The 3311-nt window shown below is 64.8% G+C and carries 3 protein-coding genes; 1 reads left to right on the forward strand and 2 read right to left on the reverse strand.

Features of this window, described 5'->3' with window-relative positions:
* Nucleotides 1–971, reverse strand: a 971-nt coding sequence (locus Q0C59_RS19300) for a branched-chain amino acid ABC transporter permease (protein ID WP_291218632.1), incomplete at its 3' end; no start/stop codon positions are given.
* Between the two features lie 61 nt (nt 972–1032).
* Entirely contained in the window at nt 1033–1908 is an 876-nt protein-coding gene (locus Q0C59_RS19305; protein ID WP_291218634.1) for a branched-chain amino acid ABC transporter permease, read from the reverse strand.
* 164 nt (nt 1909–2072) lie between these two features.
* Here Q0C59_RS19305 and Q0C59_RS19310 point away from each other — a divergent pair.
* Nucleotides 2073–3311 (forward strand): acyclic terpene utilization AtuA family protein (locus Q0C59_RS19310; protein WP_291218636.1); only part of this gene is annotated, 1239 nt, incomplete at its 3' end.

The raw sequence follows: 3311 nt of genomic DNA on the forward strand, positions 1-3311 counted from the left end.
TACAGGCCCATGGGCTCGAACAGCACAAACGCGATCAGCACCAGGCCGTACACCGTGCCTTGCAGGCCGGCCGCCTGGCCGATGGCCGCAGGCAGAAAGTCCTTGCCCAGCGCAATCAGTTGCGGCATCACGATGAGGAAGATGGCGCCGAGGAACGCGCCGTGGATCGAGCCCAGCCCGCCGATCACCACCATGAGCAGCAGGTCGATCGACTGGATGATGCTGAACTGCTCGGGCGAGAGGAACTGGATCTTGTGCGCGTACAGCGCGCCGCCAATGCCGGCGAGTGCAGCCGAGAGCGCGAAGCTCATGGTCTTGTAGCGCGCCAGATGAATGCCCATGCTCTGCGCCGAAATCTCCGAATCGCGGATGGCGACAAACGCGCGCCCCGTGCTCGATCGCATGAGGTTGGCAATGGCCAGCGTGGCCAGCACGGTGACCAACAGGCACAAGAAGTAGAACTCGTTGGTGGACTCCAGCTCCCAGCCAAACAGCGCGGGCGCGTTGACCACCAGACCCGAGTTGCCGCCGGTCACGCTTTCCCAGCGCGCCATGATTTCTTCAACGATGAAACCAAACGCCAGCGTGGCCATGCCGAGGTAGATGCCCTTCACCCGCAGGGCCGGCAGACCCACCACCATGCCCACCGCAGCCGACAGCAAACCCGCGCAGGCCAGTGCCAGCGGAAACGGCAGGCCGGCGTTGACCATGATCGCCTGTGTGTAGGCGCCCACGCCCAGGAAGGCCGCGTGGCCGAGCGAGAAGAGGCCGGTGAAACCCGCCAGCAACATCAGCCCGAGGCCGACGATGGAGTAGATCAGCACGAAGGTGAGCTGGGCCAGCCAGTACTCCTGGATCACCCAGGGCGCGGTCACCAGAAACAGCCCGAGCAGGCTGTACCAGAAGGTCTGCCCGCCGTGTTTGGCGAGTTTGATGTCCTGGTTGTAGTCGGTCTTGAATAGAAAGCGCATGTTTCTCAATCAGTTGGGGTCAGAGCACATCGCTGCGCGAGTGGTCTGACCCACAAGTCATTCAAACTTTCTTCCGAAGCTTCTCGCCGAACAAGCCGTTGGGCTTGAGCACCAGCATGATCAGCACCACGATGTAAGGCGCCACGTCCTTGAAGCCTTCGGGCAGATAGAAGCCCGAGAACGCCTCGACGATGCCGATGATCAAGCCGCCCACGATGGCGCCGGGCAGGCTCGTGAAGCCGCCCACCACCGCGGCAGGAAAGGCCTTCAGGCCGATGAAGCCCATGTTGGCGTGCACAAAGGTGATGGGGGCGAGCAGCAAACCCGCGATGGCCGCCACGGCCGCGGCCAGGCCCCACACCAGGCCGTTGAGCCGTTTGACCGGAATACCCATGTAGTACGCGGCCAGCTGGTTCTGCGACGAGGCCTGCATGGCGATGCCGAGCTTGCTGTAGCGGAACATGGCAAACAGGCCCAGGCAGAGCAGGCCGGTGACGCTGATCACCACGATCTGCTCGGCCGACACCACCAGGCCACCCATTCGCAGCACCTCGCCCGCGTAGGGCACAGGCAGGGTGTGGGTGTCGGTGCCGATGTTGGGGATCATGGTGATCAGGCCCCGCAAGACGTAGCCCACACCGATGGTCAGCATGACGATGGAAAAAGCCGGCTGCCCCAGGATGGGGCGCACCACCGCACGTTCGAGCAACACACCAAAGAGACCCATGGCCACGATGGCGGCGGGGACGGCCAGCCAGAACGGAAACCCCAGCATGGTCATGGCGGCCAGGCCACCGAAGGCGCCCACCATCATCAGGTCGCCCTGCGCGAAGCTCACCGTTTCGGTGGCCTTGTAAATCAGCACGAAGCCCAGGGCAATGAGTCCGTAGATACAGCCTTGGGCCGCACCGCTGATGAGCAGTTGCAGCAATTGCACGCGTGTCTCCTGGTTGATCTGGCGCCGCTGATCAGGGGTGCTTGCTGCAATCTTTGTGGCAGCTCGTCCAAGCGGTGTGCGCAATTTATAGCTGTCTTGCCCGGGACTTCCGCTAGGGGTTGTCCCCCATCACTTGTCGCTCAGGCGCCATGAAGATGCACCGCATGAAGTCCATTCGCATCGGCGCCGGCCTGGGGTTTTACGGCGACAACTGGGAACCTGTGGCCGCGAGCATCGAACGCGGCGGCGTGCAGTTCATTGCCAGCGACCACCTGGCCGAACTCACGCTGGCCATCCTGCAAAAAGACCGCCAGCGCGACCCGACACTGGGCTACGCGCGCGACGTGGTGCCCATGCTTTTGAAGCTGTGGCCGCTGATGCGCGAACGCGGCGTGCGCTTTGTCTGCAACGCGGGTGGCCTGAACCCGCTTGGTGCGGCGCAGGCGGTGCTGGCCGCGTTCAAGGCCAAGGGGTGGCAAGCCAGGGTGGCGGTGGTCACGGGTGACGATGTGTTGCCACGCCTGCTGGAAGCCGAAGCCGGCTTCGACCACCTGTTCACCCAGGCGCCTGTGGCCGGCGTGCGCGAGCGGCTGGTGTTTGCCAACGCCTACGTGGGTGCCCAGCCGATCGTGGACGCGCTGGACGCGGGTGCCGAGATCGTGATCACCGGGCGCGTGGCCGACGCGGCGCTCTTTCTCGGCCCGCTGGTGCACGGACTGGGGTGGACGCTCGGCGGTGCCACCAGCGAGCAAGACCTCAACCGTCTCGCGCAGGGCCTCACCGTGGGGCATTTGCTCGAATGTTCGGGCCAGGGCAGCGGCGGCAACTTCGGCAGCCAGGGCGCCTGGCAGGCCATTCCCGATCTCGCGCACATCGGCTACCCCATCGCCGAGGTGTATGAGGACGGCACGGCGCTCATCACCAAGGCACCCGACACGGGAGGGCGCGTCAACTTCGACACCGTGCGCCAGCAACTGCTGTACGAAGTGCACAACCCACACGCCTATTTTTCGCCCGACGTGGTGCTGGACATGGGCCACATCACCCTGCACGACGAAGGCCATGACCGCGTGCGCCTCACCGGTGCGCGCGGCACGCCGCCCACCGACACGCTGAAGGTGGTGGCGGGTTTCCGCGACGGTTACAAGGCCGAGGTGACCTGGGGCTTTTCATGGCCCGACGCCTGGGACAAGGCGCAGGCGGCGCAGGCCACCATTCGAACGCTGCTGAAAGACAAACGCATTCCGCACGACGAGCTCTACGTGGAATATCCGGGGCTCAATTCGGCGCACGGCGCGCTCGCGCCTTTGCCGAAGGCGGACGCCCTCAACCAGAGCAACGAGATCTGGACGCGCCTGGTGCTGCGCACCCAGGACAAGGCCGCCGCCGACGGCTTTGGCCGG

The sequence above is a fragment of the Hydrogenophaga sp. genome (assembly GCF_022844385.1).
In the GTDB taxonomy this organism is placed as follows: Bacteria; Pseudomonadota; Gammaproteobacteria; order Burkholderiales; family Burkholderiaceae_C; genus Hydrogenophaga.